The sequence below is a fragment of the Pseudomonas sp. genome (genome assembly GCF_035277045.1).
GTDB lineage: Bacteria > Pseudomonadota > Gammaproteobacteria > Pseudomonadales > Pseudomonadaceae > Aquipseudomonas.
In genome coordinates this window covers 1-3,070 of the sequence record NZ_DATELE010000020.1, presented here as the reverse complement: position 1 = coordinate 3,070, position 3,070 = coordinate 1, and the positions used below count along the sequence as shown (strand labels likewise).

Annotated in this window: 4 protein-coding genes; 2 read left to right on the top strand and 2 right to left on the bottom strand. The window is 65.2% G+C overall.

From position 1 onward, the window contains the following. A partial coding sequence (locus VJS90_RS00775; protein ID WP_324118150.1) for an HlyD family secretion protein occupies positions 1-590 on the top strand: 590 nt, incomplete at its 5' end. Between the two features lie 21 nt (positions 591-611). Here the strand turns inward: VJS90_RS00775 and VJS90_RS00770 are convergent. Beyond that, positions 612-1,712, bottom strand: a complete 1,101-nt coding sequence (locus tag VJS90_RS00770; RefSeq protein ID WP_324118149.1) for an alpha/beta hydrolase — start codon at positions 1,710-1,712, stop codon at positions 612-614. A 159-nt stretch (positions 1,713-1,871) separates the two neighbouring features. Between VJS90_RS00770 and VJS90_RS00765 the strand changes: the two genes are divergently transcribed. After that, positions 1,872-2,252, top strand: coding sequence for a RidA family protein (locus VJS90_RS00765; protein ID WP_324118148.1), 381 nt, complete (start codon positions 1,872-1,874; stop codon positions 2,250-2,252). Between the two features lie 135 nt (positions 2,253-2,387). Here VJS90_RS00765 and VJS90_RS00760 read toward each other — a convergent pair. Beyond that, on the bottom strand, positions 2,388-3,070 hold a 683-nt coding region (locus VJS90_RS00760), incomplete at its 5' end, for a malate:quinone oxidoreductase (protein WP_324118147.1).

Here is a 3,070-nt window from a genome sequence, read left to right as displayed (position 1 = left end):
CCGTCGCTGCCCAGGCGCAGGCCAAAGCGGCGCTGGAAATCGCCCGCGAAGACCTGCAGACGGTCATCGTCAATCGCGACTCGCTGGCGGCAGCGGTCGAGAACGCCAAGGCGACGGTGGAGCTGGCCCGTATCGACCTGGCCAACACCCGCATCACCGCGCCCCGCGACGGCCAGCTGGGGCAGATCGGCGTGCGCCTGGGCGCCTATGTCAACTCAGGCGCGCAGCTGATGGCGCTGGTGCCCGACACCCTGTGGGTGATCGCCAACATGAAGGAGACCCAGATGCACGATGTGCGGGTCGGCCAGCCGGTGACCTTCAGCGTCGATGCGCTGAATCACCTCAAGCTGCGCGGCCATGTGCAGCGCATCTCGCCGGCGACAGGCTCGGAGTTCGCCTTGCTGCAGGCGGACAACGCCACCGGCAATTTCGTCAAGATCGCCCAGCGCATTCCCGTGCGCATCACCGTGGACGCCGGCCAGCCCGAAGCGCAGCGACTGCGCCCCGGAATGTCGGTGGTGGTGAGCGTCGATACCGCGTATGAAGTCGAAGGGGATCGGATGGGGGGTGAGGCGCAGAGGGGCGATTGATGCCCCTCTGCACGTGCTGCCTCAGCGCGACAGGTCCGCGCCCAGGCGTTGACCGGCGTAGGCCTGGGCCTGCTCGGCCTTCTGCACCACGGCGGCGGTGCCGAAGAACTCGTGGGTCACGCCGTCATACAGCTTGCGCTCGACCGGCACGCCCTGCGTGCGCAGCGCCTGCTCGAGCAAGGCACCGTCATCACGCAGCGGATCGATCTCGGCGTTGACCAGGGTCACCGGCGGCAGGCCTTTGAGATCAGCATTGACCAGGTCGATGCGCGGATCCTTGGCCTGGGTTTCGCTGGTGGTCACCTGGGCGATGAACCAGAGCATCATCGGGCGGTTCAGAGGCATCGCATCGGCGTACTTGAGGTACGACTCGGTGCGGGTGTTGGCCTGCGCCACCGGATAGACCGCCAGCACATGACGCGGCGCCTGCAGCTTCTGGTCACGGGCCGCCACGGCAGTCGCCACGGCCAGGTTGCCACCGGCGCTTTCTCCGGCCAGCCCCAGGCGCTCAGGGTCGCCGCCCAGGGTTTGCGCGTTGCGGGTCAGCCAGCGGTAGGCCGCCAGGGCGTCTTCATGGGCAGCAGGGAATTTGTTTTCCGGCGCCAGCCGGTAATCCACCGACACCACGATGGCATTGGCCTGCTTGGCCAGGCCGCGGGCGCCGCCGTCGTAGACCTTGCGGTCGGCGAACACCCAGCCGCCGCCGTGGAAGTACAGCACCACCGGGTGCGGGCCGGTGCCGCCTGGGGTGTACACGGTGGCGGGCAGACCGCCCGCGGCGCCCGGCACGGTGATTTCACGGGTGGTCACGCCGGGCACCAGCGCCTCGGGCGCGGAACTCTTGTCCTGGTCCTGCAACACGCCCTTGACCGCATCGGCAATCGTTGGCTGCTTGCGTGCTTCGACGGGCGTGGTCTTTTCCACGGCCTTGGCGTCGAAACTGGCGAACTTGTTCAACACTTTCTGCATGTAGCTATCGGTCCGGAACAGGCTTTTGGTGCCGCTCACGGCCAGTTCCGACACGCTGCGTTTCTCGGGGTCGCGCGCGCAACCGGTGATGACCGCCGCCAGACTCAGGGTCAGCAGCGAGAGCATGAGTGCAGCATTGCGAGGTCTGTTCATAGGGTCGCTCCAGGCGCACCGCCAACGCAGAATGCGCGGCTTTCACAGCGTGTGAGCGGCTCTGCCGGGCGGTCGTTCGAGCGGCGTGAATCTTGCGCAGACCAACGGTCGAGCCGGTACACTGGTTTTTTTCACTGAACAGCCACAGGAGGCTTCGTCATGGCAAACCAGGACATCACCTACATTCCCGACCCTGATCCGGAATCCATTTCCTCGGACGTCACCGGTTTCGCCGGACTGCTGGTTTCGACCCAGATTCCTACCCGCGCCGATGGCAGCCTGGAGCTGGGCAGCATCGCCGAGCAGTCCGAATGCACCCTGCAGGCATTGAAGGTTGCGCTGGAAAAGGCCGGCAGCTCGATGGACCGTGTGCTGCACCTGACCATCTATCTCACCGACATGGCGGACCGCGGGGCTTTCAACGAGGTGTACCAGCGCTTCTTCAGCAGCCCCTGGCCCGTGCGCGCGGCGGTGGGCGTGTCCGCGCTGGCGGTGGAAGGCATGAAGGTTGAAGTGACTGCGATGGCGGCGAAGGGCTGAGAAGTCACTCCTCTGTCAGTCAACTTCTGAAAGAGCAGTACATCCTGTGCAAGCAACTGTCTTCCACCGAGGAGCCCGATCTCACCCTGTGGGAGCGGGCTCCCACAGGGTGGGGGAACGGGACACATTTCCCCATTACTGCTCTTGCGGCGGCTCAGGCGCCAGGTCCGGGTCGGTGTCGCCGTGCTTCTGCTTGATCGGGTCGATGTTCTTCGGCTGGCCCGGCTCCACCTCCTTGTCGATCCCGGGCGGCGGCGTGAGCTGCAGGATCTGGCTGGTGTAGGTCCACTCCTCCATCACCTTCTCGGGACTGTCATTGAGATGCGTGCCATAGCTGGGCACGATCTGGCGCAGCTTGTCCTGCCAGGCCGGCGTGGCAACCTTGTCCTTGAACACCTTGTTGAGCACTTCAAGCATGATCGGCGGAGCCGTCGAGGCGCCTGGGGACGCGCCCAGCAGCCCGGCGATGGTACCGTCCTTGGAGGTCACCACCTCGGTACCCAGCTTGAGCACGCCGCCCTTGTCCTTGTCGTTCTTGATGATCTGCACGCGCTGGCCGGCCTGCCACAACCGCCAGTCTTCCTTCTTGGCATGCGGGAAGTACTGCTGCAACGCCGCGAAGCGGTCGTCGTCGGACTGCAGCACCTGCCCGACCAGGTATTTCACCAGATCGAACTGGTCGAAGCCGACCTTGGTCATCGGCCACAGGTTATGCAGGGTCATGCTGGCGAACAGGTCCAGGTACGAGCCTTCCTTGAGGAACTTGGACGAGAAGGTGGCGAACGGGCCAAACAGGATCACCCGCTTGCCGTCGAGCA

Bases quoted from the DNA above. Each gene is read 5' to 3' on its own strand.
- VJS90_RS00770 (WP_324118149.1), bottom strand. From the start codon at position 1,712: ATGAACAGACCTCGCAATGCTGCACTCATGCTCTCGCTGCTGACCCTG.
- VJS90_RS00765 (WP_324118148.1), top strand. From the start codon at position 1,872: ATGGCAAACCAGGACATCACCTACATTCCCGACCCTGATCCGGAATCC.